This window comes from Nocardia sp. 348MFTsu5.1, from assembly GCF_000383535.1.
GTDB classification, from domain to species: Bacteria; Actinomycetota; Actinomycetes; order Mycobacteriales; family Mycobacteriaceae; genus Williamsia; species Williamsia faeni.
This window is the reverse complement of record NZ_KB911511.1, coordinates 388,702-406,465: the sequence shown is the minus strand read 5'-3', so window position 1 is coordinate 406,465 and position 17,764 is coordinate 388,702. Positions and strand designations below refer to the sequence as shown.

The window sequence follows — 17,764 nt, the reverse complement described above, 5'->3', positions numbered from 1 at the left end:
CACGCACTACAGATTCGGGGGTGTGCTGCGCGACAGGAGTCGTGCGGTACACCCCCGAATTGACCCCGCGCACACAGTGTCAGGGGCATCCGAGTCCATAAGGGGAGTGAGGTGACCACGGTCTCATGAGTCAATTTATTCAGTTCGTTTTCCTCGGTCTGTCTGTCGGAGCGATCTATTCGGTGTTCGCATCGTCTCTCGTCGGTATCTACGCCGCGACCGGGGTCATCAACTTCGCGCAGGGATCCATAGCCCTGTGGGCGGTGTATGTTGTTGCCGCACTGCGCACCGACGGCACCTTTGTGCTGCCGATCGGCAAGATCTCGCTGGGCAGCGAGGATGATCCGACGGCGATGGTCCCGGCGATCATCATCGGTGTTGCCACCGCGGCCATCTGGGGCCTGTTGGCCCATCTTCTGATCTTCCGACCACTCCGGCGCGCCCCCGCGCTGGCACAAGTGGTCGCATCTGTCGGTCTGATGCTCTTCATCCAGGCGCTGGTGACCCTGCGATTCGAAACCGATTCGCTGACGGCGCTGCCGGTACTGCCGGAGAAGACATTTGAACTCGCCGGTGCGGTCATCAACGTCAGTGACCTGCTGCTGGCGGCCACCGCGATCGTCATCTCGGCGCTGTTCTGGGCCTACTTCCGGCTGACCACACTCGGTGTCGCCACGAGGGCCGGCTCGGAGGATGAACTCGCCGCGCGGCTGGCGGGGTTCTCCCCGGACCGGCTTGCCGCGATCGTCTGGGTGATGACCGGTGCGGCATCGGGTTTGATCGTCGTCCTCGGGGCGTACACCATCGGCCTGGACTCGGCGAGCTACACGTTCTACATCATCCCGGCGCTGGCGGTGGCTCTGGTCGGCCGGCTCACGTCCTTCGGGATCGCCTGTGCCGCAGGCCTTGTACTGGGATCGTTCCAGGCCGTCATCCTGTGGGCGAGCACGCTCGACTGGTGGCCGAGCTGGGCGCAGACCGGTGTGGGTGACGCCGTTCCTTTTGTCATCGTGGTGGTCGCACTGTTCCTTCTCGGTGGGAAGATCCCGTCTCGCGGCTCGCTGGGTGAGGCAAAGATGCCGGCGGTGACGATTCCCCGAATTCGGCCGATCCCGGTTATCGCGGTGATCGCCGCAGTGGTGATCGCCGTCCTGTTGACCTCCGGCAGTTGGCGTTTCGGGATCGTGACCTCGATGATCCTGTCGCTCATCGCATTGTCTCTCGTTTTGCTCACCGGCTATCTGGGACAGATCTCGCTGGCGAGTATGGCGTTTGCCGGTACCGCCGGCTTCGCGCTGTCGAAGGTGACCACCAACTGGGGTGTGCCGTTCCCGTTCAGCATCTTGATCTCGGCGTTGTTCGCCACCGCGGTCGGTGTGGTCGTGGGTATCCCGGCTCTGAGGATCCGGGGTGCACAGCTCGCGGTGGTGACTTTGGCTGCAGCCCTGGCCATTCAGAGCTTCTTGTTCAACAATCCGTCCATCACACCGTTCGAGGGCAACCTGATCAAGGATCCGAAGCTGCTCGGCTGGGACCTGTCGGTACGGCAGGGAACGGAACTGACCACGTTCGCATTCTCGATGATGGTGCTGGTGGTCGTCGGCGTGCTGACGCTGATCGTCATGCGGTTCATGGCCGGATCCACCGGCCGGGCGTTTCTGGCGGTCCGGTCCAACGAACGCGCGGCGGCCTCGGTCGGGATCAACGTCGCGGCAACCAAATTGCTGGGCTTTGCATTATCGGCATTCCTGGCCGGCGTTGGTGGTTGCCTCATCGGGTACAGCCGTGGACAACTATCGGCGGCATCATTCACCGTGGTGGTCGGGCTGGTCTTGCTGGCGATGACCTACGTCGGCGGCATCACGTCGGTGTGGGGCGCATTCATCGCAGGAATCATCGGGCCACTCGGCGTGGGATACGTATTCCTCACCCAGACACTCGATCTCGGGCAGTACTACCAACTGATCGCGGCCGGTGGCCTGCTGCTGATGGCCGTCCTGAACCCCGTCGGGCTCGTCGGTGCCGTCCAGGAGTCAGTGGCCCACATCAAGGCCAGGTTCGGCACATCGCCGGCGACGAAAACTTCGCCGCCGCAGCCGCCGAACGACAACTCCGAACCGAAAGCGAGTTCCCATGTCGGATGAATCCACCACCTCGCTACTCCAGGCGCGTGATCTCTCGGTGCGATACGGCGGTGTGGTCGCCAACGACAACATCACCCTGTCGGTCGAGGCCGGCGAGATCGTCGGACTGATCGGCCCCAACGGCGCCGGGAAGACGACGTTTGTCGACGCCGTCACCGGGTTCACCAGGGCGACCGGCGAAGTCCTGTTGTCCGGGTCAAACATCGAGAAGCAGAGTTCACATCGCCGGCGCAGCGCCGGAATGGCGCGCACGTGGCAGGCCGGCGAATTGTTCGTCGACCTGACCGTGGCCGAAAACCTCGCTGTCGCAGTACAACGTCCGGGTTTGAAGGCTTTGGTCGCCGATGTGTTCACCGGGTCGAAACCGCCCGCGAAGACCATCGGGGAGGCGCTGGCGATCGTTGGGCTCACCGATGTCGCAGATCGGCGGCCGGGCGAACTGACCCTGGGCCAGCAGAAGATGGTGGGCGTCGCCCGCGCGCTCGTCGGGGGTACCCGCCTGGTATTGCTCGACGAACCGGCGGCCGGACTCGACACCCACGAGAGCAAGGCATTTGGTGACGAACTGCGGCGGATCTCGGGCAGCGGGATCGGCGTGCTTCTGATCGATCACGACATGTCATTGGTTCTCGAGGTGTGCGATCGCCTGTACGTCCTCGATTTCGGCAAGGTCATCGCGTCCGGCAAACCCGAAGACATCCGTAACGATCCTGCTGTCATCTCGGCATATCTCGGCAGCGCCGAGGTCGAGGAAGCCGACGTCGAACTCGACATCGCCCCCGGCGTAGGACTGCAGAAAGGGAACCTCGGATGAGCACAGTTGTTGCCACAGAGCCGGTCCTGGTCATCGAGGGGCTCACCGTCGGGTACGGCGGGGTGCCTGCCGTCCGCGACCTCGACGCCAAAGTCCACGCCGGGGAGATCCTGGCACTGCTCGGTCCCAACGGGGCCGGGAAGACGACCACCATGTTGGCGGCGGTCGGTGCTATTCCGGTGATGTCGGGGAGTATCACGGCCCTCGGTGAACCGCTGGACAAGCGAGTCGAACGCAATGCCCGGCGCGGCATCACTCTGGTCCCGGACAACCGCGGTGTGTTCCACAAGCTGTCGGTCTCGGACAACCTGCGACTGGCACACCGCAAGGGCGGCGCAGACGTGGACGTCGTCTTCGAGTATTTCCCGAAGCTCAGGGACCTGCGGGGCCGCAAGTGCGGCAACCTCTCTGGTGGTGAACAGCAGATGCTGGCACTGGCCAAAGCCCTGTTGCCGCGTCCCAAGGTGCTGCTCATCGACGAACTCAGTCTGGGGCTGTCGCCGATCGCGGTAAAGGACCTGTTGCCGCGCCTGCGCAACATCGCCGATGAGCAGCAGATGGCGATCGTATTGGTGGAGCAGCACATCGACCTTGCTCTAGCGATTGCCGACTCGGCGATCGTGCTGCACCATGGCCGGGTGGCATTGTCCGGTCCTGCCTCCGAACTCAGTGCCCAGCGCGAGAAAGTCGAAGCTGCGTATTTCGGTCGCGTCGACGGCCCGAACGACGAGGTGGCGGCCGCTGCCGAGTAACACCGAACTGCGAATGCGCGCTGGAGGATCCGATTGTGTCGAAGACACCGCGTTCGGCCGCGGCCGTACCCAAAACCCGTCGTAGTACCCGGAACCGGCCGACAGACGTAGAACTGCTCGACGCCGCATTGGCGGTGATCGCCGATGTCGGCGCGGGGCGGGCGACCATGGACATGATCGCCGCCCGCGCCGGTACCTCCCGGGTGACCCTGTACGCCCACTTCGGTTCCCGGGATGCACTCGTCGACGCGGTTCTCGACCGGGAGATGAAGACACTGACCCGGTGGAAGCTCAAGGCCTACGACGAGGGCGACGAGATGACCTACGGCGACCACACGCGGTACTCGGTTGAGGTGTTGTTCGAGTACGCCCGCCGCAATCCGGATGGATTCCGGGTGTTGCTGACCAACCGGGACCAGCATCGGGAATCCGCACGGCAGTTCTCGGCGGCTCTGGAACCCAAACTCGCGCAACGCCTCCGCGACGCCTTCGCCGCTCGTGGGCAGACCGTCGGCGTGGGCGCCGACGTCCTGGCGTCGATGCTGATCGGGATGACCCTCGATGTCGCGCACCGTGCGGTGATCGTAGCCGGCGCCAGTATCGACACCGCCAGCGAACTCGCGGTGTCGTCGGCGATGTCGGTGTTGCGGTCCGTCGACGTCGGACAATTGCAAGCAGTCGATCGTTCGCTGACAGCGACTGCTGCGGAAATCCACCCAAGCGGCACATGAAACTGGAACACGTTCTAGTCTGATTCGGTGGACGTGACGTATGAGAACAGCAAGCGAGAACTGCAGACCGACAACGGGGTGCTGCGCTATCACGAGGCGGGCTCCGGACCGCCCCTGATCCTGCTCCACGGCTCGGGTCCGGGCGTGACCGGTTGGCGTAACTATCGGGGCAACATCGGTGTCTTTGCCGAAAGCCACCATTGCTACGTCCTGGAGTTCCCGGGATTCGGGGTCAGCGATCCGGTCAAGGGTCATCCGGTTCTGACCGCCGGTTCGTCGGTGATCCGCTTCATGGATGGCCTCGGTATCGAGTCTGCGCCGATCATCGGCAACTCGATGGGCGGCGTGGTGGGCGTCAACCTGGCGATCAAGAAGCCCGACCGGGTGAGCAAGCTGGTCACCATCGGCGGTGTCGGGCCCAACGTCTTCAGTCCGAGCCCGACTGAAGGGCTGCGGTTGCTCCAGGAGTTCACCGATGCGCCGGACCGTGAAAAGCTGATCCGCTGGCTGACCGGGATGGTCTACAACCGCGACCTGATCACCGACGAATTGATCGAAGAGCGCTGGGAGGCGGCGATCAACCCGGACGCGCAGGAAACCGCTCAGATGATGTACGGTTCGGCCGCATTCGAGATGCAGCAGCAGTTCATGGCGGCCTCCGACACCCCGCCGTACTGGTCGATGATGCACAAGGTGAACTGTCCGACTTTGCTGACCTGGGGTCGCGACGACCGCGTCAGCCCGCCGGACATGGCCATGGTCCCGATGCGACTGATACCCGACGCCGAACTACATGTGTTCCCCAAATGTGGACACTGGGTGATGATCGAGGCCAAAAAGGCCTTCGAGGGCGCGGTCCTCGACTTCTTGTCCCGCTGAGGCGAGCGGCCGATATCGTCGGTGACCACTGCAGTTTTACTGTGGATTTCGTAGGTCGATAGACGACTGACGATCGATATCGTCGCCATCGGGGGACTTGGTGGTGAATGGTTGTGCTCTGACGTATCTTGGGCATTCTGGTGCCGGTCATCGTTCCCGGCGCAAGTTGGGGATATCCGGGCGTCCAAGTGACACCAAGGGGACATTGCATGCAGTTCGGCCTGATCGCCAGCCGCCAACGAAGGCAACTGGCGATTGTCGCTGCGGGATGTGCGCTGGTGGCGGCTTCCACGACGGTGTCCGCACACGCCGAGCCGTCCGCGCAGCCGCCGCTGGGGCGCGCCAATTTCTCTACTCCCACTCTAGATCCCGCCGATGGCGAGACCGTGGGTATCGCCGCGCCGGTCATCATCTCGTTCACCGCGGCCATCGACGACAAGGCGACTGCGGAGAAGGCGATCCGGGTATCGACCGAGCCCGAAGTGGAGGGCCACTACCGCTGGGTGGGCAACAAAGAATTGCGGTGGAAGCCAAACGGCTTCTGGCCGGCCGGGACCAAGGTCGGCGTGCAAGCCGGAAGTGCCGCTTCGGCATTCACCATCGGCGACGAGTGGGTGGCAACCGCCGACGACAACACCCACACGCTCACGGTGACCGTCGACGGCGCGAGTGTGCGCACCATGCCGATATCCATGGGCGCCAACGAGAATCCCACACCGAACGGCACCTACACGGTGGGTGAGCGCTTCGCCGACATGTACATGGACTCATCGGTGTACGGCGTGCCCGTCGACTCCCCCGGTGGCTACCGCACGTACGTCGAGTACGCGGCCCGGTTGTCGAACAGCGGCATCTTCCTCCACGCGGCGCCGTGGTCGGTCGGGCAGCAGGGCAACACCAATGTCTCGCGTGGGTGCATCAATGTGAGCACCGACGACGGCCGGTGGTTCTTCGAGAATGCACCCAAGGGTGCGCCGGTCATCGTCTCGAACACCGTCGGCGGAACCATCGATCCCACCGACGGGCTCACGGACTTCACTGCTCCCTAAACCCGATGATGTGGCCTTTTGGCGAACAAACCCGCAGGTCGACGCCGCCAAAAGGACACATCATCGGGGTGGGGAGCGCGCTACCAGATCCGGACGCGTTCGGCCTCGGTGAGGAACAGGGCGTCCTCGTTCTCGACACCGAAGGCCTCATAGAAGGCATCGATGTTGCTGATCACGCCGTTGCAGCGGAACTCCGGCGGTGAATGCGGATCGATGGACAGCCTGCGGATCGCCTCCGCGTCACGGGTTTTGGTGCGCCACACCTGCGCCCAGCCGTAGAACACGCGCTGCAGGCCGGTGAGTCCGTCGATCTCCGGAGCAGGCTTTCCATCGAGCGCAATCTGATAGGCAACGAGTGAAATGGAGAGTCCGCCGAGATCGCCGATGTTCTCGCCGATGGTGAAATCGCCGTTGACCTTGTACTTCTCGTCGAGACCCTTGGGCGTGAACCGACCGTACTGTGCGATGAGCTTGCGTGTGCGAGTGCCGAATTCGTCACGGTCGGCGTCGGTCCACCAGTCGATCAGATTGCCGTCGCCGTCGTACTTGGCGCCCTGATCGTCGAAGCCGTGGCCGATCTCGTGGCCGATGACCGCGCCGATGCCGCCGTAGTTGGCAGCGTCGTCGGCTTCCGGGTCGAAGAACGGTGGCTGCAGGATCGCGGCCGGGAAGACGATCTCGTTCATGCCCGGGTTGTAGTAGGCGTTGACGGTCTGCGGAGTCATGAACCACTCGTCGCGGTCCACCGGTGCGCCGATCTTGGCGAACTCCCGATCTTCCTCGTAAGCGCTTGCGCGGGCGATGTTTCCGAACAGATCGCCACGTTCGATCGTCAGCGACGAGTAGTCCCGCCACGTGGCCGGGTAGCCGATCTTGGGGGTGAACTTCTCGAGTTTGACGAGCGCCTTCTCGCGGGTTTCGGGGCTCATCCACTCCAGATCGGTGATGTTGCGGCGATAGGCTTTCACCAGATTGTCGATGAGCTCATCCATCCGGGCCTTCGCCTGCGGTGGGAAGTGTTTGGCGACATACAGTTTGCCGACCGCGAACCCGAGACTCTGTTCGACCAGGCCGACACCACGCTTCCAGCGGTCACGGATGACCTCGGAGCCGGTGAGGGTCTTGCCGTAGAACTCGAAGTTCTCGGCCACGAACTCGTCGGACAGGTATGACGCGGCCGAATGCAACAGCCGCCATTGTGCCCAGAGCTTCCAGTCACTCAGATCACGCTCGGCGAACAGTGCGGCGGCTCCGGAGATGAACGACGGCTGCCCGACAACCACTTCGCCGAATGTTTTCTCGGCCGTCGTGCTCAGTCCCGCGGTCCAGGCATCGAGGTCGACGCCGGTTGCCTCGGACTTCAATTCGGCCAATGTCCGTAGGTTGTAGGTGAGATCGGCGTCGCGGCGGCGGACCACATCCCAGTGCTGGGCGGCGATCGCCGTCTCGAGGTCGACCACGGTGTCGGCCGCGCTCAGAGCATCGTCGAAACCTGCCAGCCCGAACATCTTTGCCACATGCTCGCGGTAGGCGGCCAGCGACTCGGCGTGATTCTCTTCGCGGTAATACGATTCGTCGGGCAGTCCGAGGCCCGACTGGGTGATGTGGATGAGGTAGCGGTCGGACTGCTTGGCATCGGTGTCGACGTAATAGCCGAAGAGTCCGCCGATGCCGCGGCGCTGCTGCGCGCCGATCAGGCGGGCGAGTTCGGTGCGGTCACCGGCGTTCGCCAGCGCCGCGAGATCCGCGCGAATCGGTTCGATGCCCAGTGAGTTGATCAGCTCTTCGTCCATGAAACTGGCGTACAGATCGCCGATCTTCCGGGCGTCTGTTCCGGGTTCCGGCGAGGACTCGGCGCATTCGGTGATCAGGTCGCGGACGTTCTCCTCGGCGCGATCACGGAGTACATGGAAGGCCCCGTCCACGGCTCGGTCTTCGGGAATCACGTGGTCCCGTAGCCACACGCCGTTCACGTGTTCGAACAGGTCGTCTTGAGGACGCACGGAATCATCGACCCAGCGCAGGTCGATTCCCGACCTGGGATCCGGTGATTCGGTGGCGTCAACGGTCTCGGTTGATGAAGTCACCAGACCATCCTGGCATCTCCGGACCGGTTCGTCAGGCGCCGCTGAGCGAGGACCCTTTGGCCTGGTGTGCGGTGAGCAGCAAATGATCGAATGCACGGCGGGTCTCGTCGCCGATCGGAACCGAGCCCTCGGCTGCCTCGACGATGTTCTGGGCCAACTCGCGGAGCTTGGTGTTCGTCTGCTGCGAGCGCCAGGTCAGCACCTCGAAAGCCCGGTCGGCCGAGATTCCATAGGTGAGCATCAGCATGCCCTTGGCCTGCTCGATCACCGCCCTGGACACCGCGAAGTTCTTGACCGCGGCGTCCATCGTTTCTTTCAACTCTGATTGGTGGACATCCGTGAGGTCCACATAGAAACCCTCGGTGCCGATCAGCTTTCCGGATGGGTCTGTCATCCGGTCGCCGATCACGAGGACGTGGCGAACCTTTCCGGCGCGATCGATGATGCGATGGCGGCTGCTGAACGCCTTGCCTTCGAGCAGTTCGTTGACCACATGCTCGACGCGCTGGCGATCCTCCGGGTGCTTGTGCGAAAGCAGCAACTCCGTGGTCGGCGTGACCTCACCGGGCCCGTAACCGTGGATCGCGGCGACTTCGTCGGACCAGAACCATTGCTGTTGCTCGATGAGGAAGCGGAAGCTGCCCGCAGCCTGTGTCACACCGCCGAGTACCTGTCCGACCTGCTCGGCGCCGGTGCTGTCGCTCTCCATGATCTGCTCCTCATGCCCGATATTGGTGCCCCCGGTTTCTGGAGCCGAGAACATGTAACACGAAGGCGCGATGACAGCCGACGACGGGCCGTCGCCGACGCTTCTGAACTTACCGGTAAAGGGTTTGAACCCGGGCCAATTCCGAAGCCGGATGCGAGACTTCGGTCATCCGCCCAGAGTGCGGTGCATCTCCCAGACGAGGACCTCGGTGGCGGTGATGGCGGTGAGCCGTTCGCCGCCGCCTCCGGTGATCCTGACCGCGTCTCCGGCACCGAGGTCGTCGGCGACGGATTCGAGTCGGGCCGATCCGGACGCGACGAACACATGACCCCAGGGCAGGTCGGGCAACGTCACCGATTGGCCGGCATCGAGCCTGGCGACATGGAACGCGACGGAACTGTTGGCGATCCGGATCGCCGAGTCGTAGTCGGGCATGCCCGACGCCACCGTGACGAGCGAACCGGCCCGTAGCTCATCGGAGACGTCGAGCTGCTCGTAGCCGGGTTCCGTGTCGGGGTCGTCGGGCAGAACCCACATCTGGATGTAGTGCACCGGCTCGGCGCCGGTCACGATCGGGTGACTTTTGCGGACGAGCCCACCCCGCCAGGTGTCGTTGCGTTCAGAATGAGTGACACCGGAGCCGGCACTCATCCGCTGCGCCAGACCCGGGTAGATGACACCGGAATGGTCCATCGAATCCTGATGCACCAACGACCCCGACATCACCCAGGTGACGATCTCCATATTGCGATGGGGATGGGTGTCGAAACCCTGTTGGGGCGACACGGTTTCGTCGTTGTGCACCATGAGGACTCCGTGATGCGTGTTGTCCGGGTCGTAGTGGTCGCCGAAGGAGAAACCGTGCCGGGAATCGAGCCACTCGAGACCGGTGACAGGTCGGTCGTTCGAGCGAAAAAGATGATGGCGGGAGCTCACCTCTCCAATCCTCCGCCCTCGTGCAGCGATGGTGCAAAAATGAGTGACGCAGTCCGGAATGCACGCTAATTAAGGGTAGTTACGGGATCGTGACGACCTCGTAAGCAAGTTGGAAACCACTTTGGTGACGCTCACCCTGTTACAGGAGTGAAAATTGTGACTATGCATCGTTCTCCTGGCCGACTTGCGGTCGCTTTCGCTTTAGCGCTTGCGTGCGCCCTTGCCGTCGCCTCCTGCGGCACCTTCGGCAAGTCGACGGCCACCGGTGCCGAAGCGATGCTGGGTGATTTCGAGAAGGCGATCGAAGATCAGGATCCGAGTGCAACCGCGTTGCTGACATCGTCGCCCGAACTGGCCATGATCGCGTATGAGGCAACGTTCAACGGGATGGCGGCGGACAAGGTCGACGTCGACGTGCAGCGCGCCGAAGAATACTCTGACGGCACCGCAACGTTCGAGTTGAAAACCACGTGGTCGCTCGGCGACAAGCATGAGTTCCAGACCATCACGCAGGGTTCGGCCCGCAAGCTCACGTTGGGCTGGCGGGTGCAATGGGAGCCGGGTCTGCTCGCGGAAGACCTACCGACCGGTGGCAGCCTGCGCATGGTTCGCACCGACGCCAATCCGGCGCCGGCGGTGCTCGACCGTGCGGGCAAGAAGATGCTGACGCTGCAGACGATCAACAACATCGTCCTCGACCCGGCCGCGACCGGAAACATCGCCGGGTCCGTCGCGGCACTGTCGACGATCATCGAGCCGCTGGCTCAGCTGATCACGCCGGACGTCATCAGCCGTCAGCTGGCCGACGCCGGCAACAAGCCGGTGACGGTTGTATCGGTCCGCGATTCCGACATGATCGCGCTGGCCGGCGACCCCGCGTCGGTACCGGGCGTGACGATCAAGAAGGAACCCAAACTCGTCCTCCTCGACCGGCGACTAAAGTCACCCGTGTTCGACGGAGTGCAGGACTATTGGCAGGCGATCCGGGACGCCACTTCGGGGTGGGCCGTCCAGACCGTCGTACCCGGGCAGCCGCCCGTGCAGCTCGCCGGTGAGCAGGGACCACCCGGACCCGACGTGACCACGAGCATCGATCCGAACACCCAGCTCGATGCCCTCGACGCCGTGGTCGAGGTGGCGCAGCCGGCATCGATTCTGGTCGTGGACGCGGGCACCGGCGAGATCCGGGCAGCGATGCGCAACGACGCGGCCGAAGCCTCGGACATCACGATCGACAAGGGGTACACCCCCGGCGCGACCCTCGGTTCGGTGGCGGACGTGATCAACCGGCTGGCCGGGGCAGATGACGCCAGGGCGGGGCAGTTGCTCGCGCAGCTGGGTCTGGGTGTCGACTTCAAGGTGGCCGGTGTCCGGCCCGCCGGCAGCGGAGGTCAGCAGTCGACGGCCAAGCCGGTGACCTTCCGGCCCGAGGATCTGCGGGTGTCGGCGCTGAACATGGCAACCCTCGGTGTGGCCATCGCCCGTGGCAATTCGGTGGCTCCGTCCGTCATCGCCGGTGTTCCCGGACAGGTCCAGGGTGGTGACCTAGGTGCGGTCGACCCCGCGGTCCTGGCCGCCATCGACAAGGCGATGCGAGACACCGCTGCCGACGGCGATGCCAGCGATCTGGTGAACGCCGGCGGATTGCGCGCGCTGGTGGGTACCAACGGACCTCAGGGTCCTGGCTGGTTCGTCGGGATCCAGGGCAACCGCGTGTTCGTGGTCTACTGCGAGGGCGAGCGCTCGGGCAGTGCCGCACTGGCGGTGGCCCAGCGCTTCCTGAGTCCGCGGCCGCATCAGCAGTAGCCGGGCTCAGGGCCCGACTACTGCTCCAGATACCTGGGATTGGCGACCAGCAGCCGTTCGGTGACGGCCGCCCGGACCACTGCGATGATCCGTGGATCTTGAGGGTTGGCTCTCCCGGCCCGGAGCTCCAGTGCCAGATCGGTCTCGGAGTCGAAGCCCAGCTCTGCCAGTGCGGCGCGCTGCCGGTCCAGGGGTGCGTCGCCGGCGGCCAATTCACGCTCGACGATGTCGAGCACGTTGGCCGCGACACGGGCTTCGAACCTGGTCGAACCGGTCGCCGCGTCGGTCATCACGGTGGTGCGCAACCATTCCGCCACGGCGTTGACCAATTCGGCAGCTGTGGGACGTCCGTGGAGGCCTGGTTCCGCGGCTTTCGCCGGTGGCTGGGTGACCGCGGTGGCCGGGCGGCCGAGCGCCAGCAGGATGTCGTGCTCCTGTTCGCACACCCGCCGGCCGATGGCAGCGAGTTCGACCGAACGATGCGCGCCGGACAGGTGCCGCGACGCCATCTGCGCGCACACGATGCTCCACCACACGGTGCGATACAGCTGCCACCAGCGCACCGCCTCGATGTCCGGTCGCGTTCCGGCGACCTCGGCGTAGCCGTTGAGTAGTTCGTCGACGGTGCCGAATCCGCCGACTTCCGGGGCGGTCCCGAATCGCCAGCACTTGACGAGTAACCAGCCGAGATCCTCACGCGGATCGCCGATGTGGGTGAGTTCCCAGTCCAGGACCGCACCGAGCCCGGTCTCGGAGATCAGCAGGTTCCCGTTGCGGAAGTCGCCGTGTACGACAGTCTCGGGCACCGGCTCGGGTTGGTACATCGACAGCGCGGCCAATGCGATCTCGGTGACCGCCGAGGGTGTGTCGAGGTCGAGATAGGACTGCCGCAGTTCGTCGAGTCCGCTGCGGGACCCGGTCTGCAGCGCGGGTACCGCCGACAGCGGAATCGAGTGGATCCGGGCGAGGTTGCGGCCGAGTTCGGCAGCCATGCCGATGCGAGCCCGCGCGTAGCGGTCGTCGCGCAACAGTTTTCGTGGGATCGATTCGCCGTCGATGTGGTCGCAGACCAGATAGGGGGCGCCGAGCGCGTCGGTGTCGTCGGAGAAGTCGATCACCCGGGGCACCGGGACACCGGCCTCGGCGGCGGCCGAGATCGCCTCGGATTCGCGGGTCATACCGAGTGGTCCGTGTACCGAGTCGGGCTGGCGGCGCAGGATCAGCCGCTGCACCTCGGTTCCGCGATGGCAACGAAATGACCAGGTTTCGCTGTTGGCACCGGCGGTGAGCCGGCGAAGATCCTCGACCCGGACGTCGTCGCCGAAGACCACACCCAATCGCGCGGCGAGGAGGTCGCCGATATCGCTGTCCGGCATCAGTTCGGGTCCTTCTTCCGGATGCGCCGCGGGCCGGCGTACCCGAACAGATAGCCGGCGATCTTGCGGATCTGCACCTCGTCGGACCCCTCGGTGATCCGGTACCGGCGGTGATGACGGTAGATGTGCTCGAAGGGCATGTGCCTGGTGTAGCCCATACCGCCGTGCACCTGGATGGCCTGGTCGGCGGCGTCGCAGACCAGCCTGTTGGCGCGGTAGTTGCACATCGAGACCCGATCGCTGATCTCCAGGTGCGGGATCCGGTCCATCTCCCAGGCGGTCTTACGGACCAGTCCGCGGACCATCTCCGCCTCGGTGTGCAGCTCGACAAGGGGGAACTGGATTGCCTGGCGGCTCGACAGTGGCGCCCCGAAAGTTATTCTTTCCCGGGCATATTCGACGCTGCGGTCGATGCAGAACTGAGCTGCGCCGACCCCCGAGGCCGCCTGTCGAATGCGGTTCTCGTGCACAAACGTCTGCGCGACGGCAAGACCTTCGCCCTCCATCCCGAAGATCGCCGAATCCGGAACCTCGACGTCGGTGATGGTGACCTCGGCGTGGTCGGTGGGCATGTTGAAGGTCCACCATTGGAAATCGACGGAGAATCCCGGGACGTCGGTGGGTACGAAGAACGCGGTGATACCTCTGGCGTCACCGTCTTTGCCCGACGTGCGCGCGAACACCACATCGTGTGTGGCGTTGTGCATGCCCGAATTGAATCGTTTGCCGCCGTTGATAATCCACGAATCGCCCACTTTGCGGGCAGTGGTTTCCATCCAGGTGGCGTCACTGCCGTGATCGGGTTCGGTCAGCCCGAACCCGATCCGGGCCTCGCCGCGGATCATCGGCTCGAGGAATTCGTCCTGCTGTTCTGTGGTGCCATAGGCGAGCAACATGTGGGCAAAGGGGAAGTTTCCGACGATCGACGACTCGTTCTGCAAGTCGTTGTGCAGCCCGAGTCCCTTGTGCGCCAGGTGTTCCCGGATGATCGCCATGTCGAAATTGGTGCCCCCGCGTCCACCGATGTCGGTGGGCAACGCGTAGCGTAACCAGCCGGCGTCGTCGGCGAGCCGGCGCATCTGACCGAGCAGCTCTTCCCAGTCCCGGCGCGGCACGCCACCGCCCTCGAAATCGGTGCGGGCCCATTCGCGGCGGTGGTCGAAGAAACGGATGTTGTCGTCGGCCTCCTGCAGTGGCCGGATCTGCGTGTCGATGAACTCATCGATCTCACGCAGGGTGGTGGTGATCGCCTCGGGTACGGCGTAGTCCACGGCTGGATCCTTCCCATAACTGGTTTCGGCTGATCAGCTGTTCAGAGCGACCGTATCGGGTATCGGGGACCGTCCGCAGCCGATTTCACCGAGGCTGCGAGAATTACCCGCTGTGCTGCAGTAATGATTGGCTGTTCACGGTATCTTCGATTGATGAGCCTGCCGGATCGATGGTCCTTCGACAGTGATCGATCGTTCACTGTGACCGCGTGTGAGAGGTAGTCGATGGCCAAAGCTGATGAGGGTGCCCGGGCGTTCACCACTGCCGCGATCCGGGAGGGAGACGACCCGACGGCCCGGGCCATCCTCAGTGCGGCGGTCCAGATGATTGCGGCCCGCGGCTACCACGGCACGTCGATCCGGGACATCGCGACGTTCGCCGGTATCAGTCCGGGTTCGATCTACAACCACTTCGGATCCAAACACGAACTGCTGGTGACGATTCTGGTCCGTGGTGGCTCTGCGCTGGTCGAGGCCACCGAACGGGCTCTGCTGGACGCGCCCGCGGAACCGGCCGCCCGCCTCGATGCGATCGTCAGCACCCACGTCGGCGTCCACGCGCAGAACCCGATGGAGAGCTATATCGGAAACTCCGAACTGCGCAGCCTCGACGCGGTGGCCCTCGAACGGGTGATTGCCAATCGTGATGCGCAGCAACGCATTTTCGACAGGGTCATCGACGACGGTGTCCGGCGTGGTGCGTTCACCACGCAGAACCCGGTGGAGGCGTCACGATTCGTGGTCACCGCTTGTACCGCCGTTGCGATGTGGTTCCGGCCCGATGGTCCGGCCAGCGAAGCGGACGTGATCGCGCGCTATCAGGCCGTCGCGCGGGATGCGGTCGGTCATCGGCCGCTGTGATACTTCTGCGCCAGGTACTGATCGAATGTCGCGTGCCCGAACGGTGTTCCGGGTACGAGGTTGTTGCCGGCGGCGAATGCCTTGAACAGTTTTCCCGGGAGCCGTAGCGGCAGGGCGGGCCGGCGAGATCCCTTGGCCTTCTTCCAGGCGGAGAGCAGATCGGCCGTGGTCCGTTGCTCCGGGCCACCGATATCGTCGACCCGGCCCGACGGTTCACCCGCGGCGAGAGTCACCAGCCTGGCCGCGACCTCCTGTGTTGCGATCGGCTGAAACCGGATCGACGGGGCGATGACCACCGGCAGGAAACGCTGGGCGCTGAACAAGGTGTCGACAAACGGATGAAATTGCGTTGATCGTTGCACGGTCAGCGGCACCCCCGACGCTGTTGCCAGGGATTCGATTGCGAGACGCTGTTTGTAGAAGCCCATCGGGATCTTGTCGATGCCCACGATCGAGAGCAGTACGACATGGCGGACGTGGGCGCTCGCAGCCGCCGCGAACAGGTTCTTCGCGACTTGAATGTCTTTGGCGCCGTTTGTGGTTGCGAGATGGATGACGGTGTCGACGTCGGCCATCGCGGCGTCGATACCGGTACCGCTCATCAGATCACCGGTGACCAGACCCGGTCCGCGACGCCGACTCAGTGCCCGCACATCGTGGCCGTCGGCTCGTAGCGCTGCGGTGGTGGGAGTGCCGATCTGGCCGGTGGCTCCGGTGATCAGATAGGTCGTCATGCTCGATCCTTTCGTCAGCGCCGTTGCCGGTGGTGACCGGTCAGGCAGTCACGGCCCGCCGGCGGAGCGCCGTGACGCGCGCCGCCCGCCATCCGAGCAGGAACAAACCCAGGACAATCGTCGCGACGATGATGAAGCTGAATGCCACACCCTGATGGAACTGGTGACGCAACACCATGCCGACGGCGACGGCTCCGACCCAGATCAGCACACCGTCCGGGACCACCCGTTCGGGGCGGAAGGGGTAGGGGCTGCCGTGGTCGGCGCGCATGTGTGCGTACAGGTAGGCCAGCGACCAGCCGATTGCACCGCCGAGTACGAATGGCCAGGCGGTGCTGAAGACTCCCTGCAAGGTCAGGCCCTCGTCGTGATTCATCCGTCCGATGAACGCGAAGACGACCACCGCGCAAAGATCTGCCAGAGCGGTGAAGAGTCGGCGCATACCCGACACGTTAGCGGGCTGTGGCCGCGTTCAGCGAACCGTGTCGGGCGGAGTATCACCCTTGTCCGGCGACTCGCCTTCCGGCGACTTGTTCAGGTCGAGTTCGGCGTCGATCTCTTCCTCGATTTCTTTCTCGACCTCGTCGGGGCTTTCCAAAGACTTGTACGTGGTGCGGAACTTGACAAAGATCACCACCCAGCCGACCAGAGCCACCCCGAGGTAGCTGATCATCCGGTACACCAGGACGGCGGTCACGGCCGCGCCGGCGCCCATGCCCGCTGACGTGAGTGCGGGTACCAGGACCCCGTCCACAACACCGAGACCGCCCGGGAGCAACGGGATGGCGGAGCCCACGGCCTTGGAGGCCGCATACGCCACCATCAGCCCGGAGATGCTCGGTTGACCGCCCACCGCGTAACAGGCAAACGCCAGGCAGGCGACGTCGGCAACCCAGTTGAACATCGACCAGCCGAAGGCGATCGATGTTTCCTTGGGTTTGAGTTGGACGGCTTGGAGTTGTCGCAGGATTTCCTGCCAGCGGTTGACGCCGTGGTCGGATGGTTTGTCGCGCATGTTGTTGAACCAGCGCAGCACTGTGACGCCGAGACCCTCGATCGAATGCGGGTTGCGGGCGACATACCCGGCAACGAGCGCGAAGGCCAAGAAGCCACTGATCGAGAAGATTATCGAGAACGGGCTGGTCTGGGCGCCGGCGAGCAGCGCTCCACCGAGACCGAGGACGGCGAGGCCGACAGCCATCATCAGTCCGGACATCACCACCTGCCAGGACGCGACCACCGGGGTGGCGCCCCACCGGCGGGTCTCGCGGTAGGTGAACGCCGGTGCCAGCACCTGGCCGCCGGGCATCGTCTGGCTCAGCGAGTTCGCAGCGAGGATCACCGACAGCGACTGCCACTGCCCGATCTTGAGCCCGGCCGATCGCAGCAATGCGCGCTGCACCTGGGCGAAGCTGTCCATCGACAGAAACGCCGCCAGGATGCACAGCGCAACCCAATCCCACTCGATCTCGTCGAGGTGGAACCAGGTTTGCTTGAGCTTCGGCCAGACCAGGTAGGCCTCGACGCCCAGGATCACCAAAACGAGTGCGAGTACCAGCCATCGCACCCACCAGAACTGGCGGCGGGTACCGTTCGTCGCCGTCATGGTGTGCAG

Annotated in this window: 16 protein-coding genes; 8 read left to right on the top strand and 8 right to left on the bottom strand. The window is 64.2% G+C overall.

All coding sequences use genetic code 11. From position 1 onward, the window contains the following. The first annotated feature begins 125 nt into the window (after positions 1 to 125). From H290_RS0108240 to H290_RS0108215, 6 genes are all read left to right on the top strand, one after another. Positions 126 to 2,144, top strand: coding sequence for an ABC transporter permease (locus tag H290_RS0108240; protein ID WP_020106316.1), 2,019 nt, complete (start codon positions 126 to 128; stop codon positions 2,142 to 2,144). Next, positions 2,134 to 2,958, top strand: a complete 825-nt coding sequence (locus H290_RS28130) for an ABC transporter ATP-binding protein (RefSeq protein WP_020106315.1) — start codon at positions 2,134 to 2,136, stop codon at positions 2,956 to 2,958. The genes H290_RS0108240 and H290_RS28130 overlap by 11 nt, the downstream gene beginning before the upstream one ends. Further along, positions 2,955 to 3,710 carry an ABC transporter ATP-binding protein gene (locus tag H290_RS0108230; protein WP_020106314.1) on the top strand — a complete coding sequence of 252 codons (756 nt, stop codon included), beginning with the start codon at positions 2,955 to 2,957 and terminating at the stop codon, positions 3,708 to 3,710. The genes H290_RS28130 and H290_RS0108230 overlap by 4 nt, the downstream gene beginning before the upstream one ends. Positions 3,711 to 3,745: 35 nt before the next feature. Next, entirely contained in the window at positions 3,746 to 4,441 is a 696-nt protein-coding gene (locus H290_RS0108225; RefSeq protein WP_020106313.1) for a TetR/AcrR family transcriptional regulator, read from the top strand. Between the two features lie 27 nt (positions 4,442 to 4,468). After that, positions 4,469 to 5,320 carry an alpha/beta fold hydrolase gene (locus H290_RS0108220; RefSeq protein ID WP_020106312.1) on the top strand — a complete coding sequence of 284 codons (852 nt, stop codon included), beginning with the start codon at positions 4,469 to 4,471 and terminating at the stop codon, positions 5,318 to 5,320. A 209-nt stretch (positions 5,321 to 5,529) separates the two neighbouring features. Then, a complete protein-coding gene (locus H290_RS0108215) occupies positions 5,530 to 6,369 on the top strand; it encodes a L,D-transpeptidase (RefSeq protein WP_020106311.1) in 840 nt (279 codons plus the stop codon). A gap of 80 nt (positions 6,370 to 6,449) precedes the next feature. Here the strand turns inward: H290_RS0108215 and H290_RS0108210 are convergent, their stop codons facing one another. The 3 genes from H290_RS0108210 to H290_RS0108200 all read right to left on the bottom strand — a co-directional run bounded on the left by H290_RS0108210 (position 6,450) and on the right by H290_RS0108200 (position 10,110). Beyond that, positions 6,450 to 8,456, bottom strand: coding sequence for a M13 family metallopeptidase (locus tag H290_RS0108210; RefSeq protein WP_020106310.1), 2,007 nt, complete (start codon positions 8,454 to 8,456; stop codon positions 6,450 to 6,452). A 31-nt stretch (positions 8,457 to 8,487) separates the two neighbouring features. Beyond that, positions 8,488 to 9,165: a PAS and ANTAR domain-containing protein gene (locus H290_RS0108205; RefSeq protein ID WP_051121931.1), complete on the bottom strand. Its 678-nt coding sequence runs from the start codon at positions 9,163 to 9,165 to the stop codon at positions 8,488 to 8,490. A gap of 165 nt (positions 9,166 to 9,330) precedes the next feature. Beyond that, positions 9,331 to 10,110, bottom strand: coding sequence for a pirin-like bicupin family protein (locus H290_RS0108200; protein WP_155976749.1), 780 nt, complete (start codon positions 10,108 to 10,110; stop codon positions 9,331 to 9,333). A 153-nt stretch (positions 10,111 to 10,263) separates the two neighbouring features. Between H290_RS0108200 and H290_RS28125 the strand changes: the two genes are divergently transcribed. Then, positions 10,264 to 11,907 carry an NTF2-like N-terminal transpeptidase domain-containing protein gene (locus H290_RS28125; RefSeq protein WP_036518324.1) on the top strand — a complete coding sequence of 548 codons (1,644 nt, stop codon included), beginning with the start codon at positions 10,264 to 10,266 and terminating at the stop codon, positions 11,905 to 11,907. A 17-nt stretch (positions 11,908 to 11,924) separates the two neighbouring features. Here H290_RS28125 and H290_RS0108190 read toward each other — a convergent pair whose 3' ends face one another. Both H290_RS0108190 and H290_RS0108185 read right to left on the bottom strand, forming a co-directional pair. Further along, positions 11,925 to 13,283 carry a phosphotransferase family protein gene (locus tag H290_RS0108190; RefSeq protein ID WP_020106306.1) on the bottom strand — a complete coding sequence of 453 codons (1,359 nt, stop codon included), beginning with the start codon at positions 13,281 to 13,283 and terminating at the stop codon, positions 11,925 to 11,927. Next, a complete protein-coding gene (locus H290_RS0108185) occupies positions 13,283 to 14,554 on the bottom strand; it encodes an acyl-CoA dehydrogenase family protein (RefSeq protein ID WP_020106305.1) in 1,272 nt (423 codons plus the stop codon). Before H290_RS0108185 ends, H290_RS0108190 begins: the two co-directional genes overlap by 1 nt. A 225-nt stretch (positions 14,555 to 14,779) precedes the next feature. Here H290_RS0108185 and H290_RS0108180 point away from each other — a divergent pair, with 225 nt between their 5' ends. Further along, on the top strand, positions 14,780 to 15,415 hold the full coding sequence (locus H290_RS0108180; RefSeq protein ID WP_020106304.1) for a TetR/AcrR family transcriptional regulator: 636 nt from the start codon (positions 14,780 to 14,782) through the stop codon (positions 15,413 to 15,415). Here the strand turns inward: H290_RS0108180 and H290_RS0108175 are convergent. Genes H290_RS0108175 through H290_RS0108165 form a run of 3 tightly spaced genes read right to left on the bottom strand, consistent with a single transcriptional unit; the run spans position 15,400 to position 17,755 of the window. Then, entirely contained in the window at positions 15,400 to 16,149 is a 750-nt protein-coding gene (locus tag H290_RS0108175) for an SDR family oxidoreductase (RefSeq protein ID WP_020106303.1), read from the bottom strand. The genes H290_RS0108180 and H290_RS0108175 overlap by 16 nt on opposite strands. A gap of 40 nt (positions 16,150 to 16,189) precedes the next feature. Further along, on the bottom strand, positions 16,190 to 16,591 hold the full coding sequence (locus H290_RS0108170) for a DUF3054 domain-containing protein (protein WP_020106302.1): 402 nt from the start codon (positions 16,589 to 16,591) through the stop codon (positions 16,190 to 16,192). Between the two features lie 30 nt (positions 16,592 to 16,621). Continuing rightward, positions 16,622 to 17,755 (bottom strand): YbhN family protein, encoded by a 1,134-nt coding sequence (locus tag H290_RS0108165; RefSeq protein ID WP_020106301.1) that lies wholly within the window; start codon positions 17,753 to 17,755, stop codon positions 16,622 to 16,624. Between the last annotated feature and the right edge of the window lie 9 nt (positions 17,756 to 17,764).

Coding starts and splice junctions, on each gene's coding strand:
- H290_RS0108240 (WP_020106316.1), top strand. CDS start 126: ATGAGTCAATTTATTCAGTTCGTTTTCCTCGGTCTGTCTGTCGGAGCG.
- H290_RS28130 (WP_020106315.1), top strand. CDS start 2,134: ATGTCGGATGAATCCACCACCTCGCTACTCCAGGCGCGTGATCTCTCG.
- H290_RS0108230 (WP_020106314.1), top strand. CDS start 2,955: ATGAGCACAGTTGTTGCCACAGAGCCGGTCCTGGTCATCGAGGGGCTC.
- H290_RS0108215 (WP_020106311.1), top strand. CDS start 5,530: ATGCAGTTCGGCCTGATCGCCAGCCGCCAACGAAGGCAACTGGCGATT.
- H290_RS0108205 (WP_051121931.1), bottom strand. CDS start 9,165: ATGGAGAGCGACAGCACCGGCGCCGAGCAGGTCGGACAGGTACTCGGC.
- H290_RS28125 (WP_036518324.1), top strand. CDS start 10,264: ATGCATCGTTCTCCTGGCCGACTTGCGGTCGCTTTCGCTTTAGCGCTT.
- H290_RS0108190 (WP_020106306.1), bottom strand. CDS start 13,283: ATGCCGGACAGCGATATCGGCGACCTCCTCGCCGCGCGATTGGGTGTG.
- H290_RS0108180 (WP_020106304.1), top strand. CDS start 14,780: ATGGCCAAAGCTGATGAGGGTGCCCGGGCGTTCACCACTGCCGCGATC.
- H290_RS0108175 (WP_020106303.1), bottom strand. CDS start 16,149: ATGACGACCTATCTGATCACCGGAGCCACCGGCCAGATCGGCACTCCC.
- H290_RS0108170 (WP_020106302.1), bottom strand. CDS start 16,591: ATGCGCCGACTCTTCACCGCTCTGGCAGATCTTTGCGCGGTGGTCGTC.
- H290_RS0108165 (WP_020106301.1), bottom strand. CDS start 17,755: ATGACGGCGACGAACGGTACCCGCCGCCAGTTCTGGTGGGTGCGATGG.